This window comes from Aquabacterium sp., from assembly GCF_050725395.1.
Classification (GTDB): Bacteria; Pseudomonadota; Gammaproteobacteria; order Burkholderiales; family Burkholderiaceae_C; genus Aquabacterium.
The window spans coordinates 1-1,130 of record NZ_JBOHHL010000106.1; the positions used below are offsets into that span (position 1 = coordinate 1).

The window sequence follows — 1,130 nt, forward strand, 5'->3', positions numbered from 1 at the left end:
GTTTACTGCTATCTGCCGTTCATGGTGCTGCCGCTCTACACGAATCTGGTCAAGCACGACCACCGTCTGCTGGAGGCGGCCTACGACCTGGGCGCCAAGCCGTGGAAGGCGTTCTTCAAGATCACGCTGCCGCTGTCCAAAGCCGGCATCGTCGCCGGTTGCATGCTGGTGATGATTCCGGCGGTCGGCGAGTTCGTGATTCCGGAACTGCTGGGCGGCCCGGACACCTTGATGATCGGGCGCGTGCTGTGGAACGAGTTCTTCAACAATCGCGACTGGCCTACCGCTTCGGCTGTGGCGATCGTGATGCTGGGCCTGTTGCTGATCCCCATCCTGATCTTCAACCGGGTGCAGCAGAGCGAGATCGAAGGGAGGCTGACATGAGCAACCTGGCCAAGCGCTGGCCGACCTGGCTGATCCTGGCGCTGGGATTCGGGTTCCTGTACGTGCCCATCCTGGTGCTGATGTTCTATTCGTTCAACGAGAACAAGCTGGCGACGGTGTGGTCGGGCTTCTCGCTCAAGTGGTACGGCAAGCTGCTGGAGAACGACCAGATGCTGGGCGCGGCCTGGATCAGCATCAAGATCGCCTTCTTCACCGCCACCGCCGCGGTGATCCTGGGCACCTTGGCAGCGCTGGTGATGACGCGCATGCGGCGCTTCCCCGGCAAGACCTTGTTCGGCGCGCTGATCACCGCTCCGTTGGTGATGCCGGAAGTGATCCTGGGCCTGTCCGTCCTGATGATGTTCATGTCGCTGGGCAATCTGGTCGGCCTGGCTCCGCGCGGCATCCTGTCGATCTGGATCGCGCACGTGACCTTCACCCTGGCCTTCGTCACCGTGGTGCTGTCCTCGCGCATGGCAGAACTGGACAAGTCGCTGGAAGAGGCCGCGATGGATCTGGGCGCGAACCGGGTCAAGGTGTTCTTCCTGATCACGCTGCCGATCATCGCACCGGCCATCGTGTCGGGCTGGTTGTTGGCGTTCACCTTGTCGCTGGACGATGTGGTGGTGGCGAGTTTCGTCTCCGGGCCCAGTTCCACTACCTTGCCCATGGTGGTGTTCTCTTCGGCGCGCCGCGGCCTCAACCCGCAGGTCAATGCGTTGGCCACGATCATGATCGTGGTGGTG

The 1,130-nt window shown here is 62.3% G+C and carries 2 protein-coding genes; both read left to right on the top strand.

The features are described from left to right. Positions 1-384, top strand: a 384-nt coding sequence (locus ACREB4_RS21315; protein WP_431590242.1) for an ABC transporter permease subunit, incomplete at its 5' end; no start/stop codon positions are given. Continuing rightward, positions 381-1,130 (top strand): ABC transporter permease subunit (locus ACREB4_RS21320; RefSeq protein ID WP_431590243.1); only part of this gene is annotated, 750 nt, incomplete at its 3' end. The genes ACREB4_RS21315 and ACREB4_RS21320, both read left to right, overlap by 4 nt.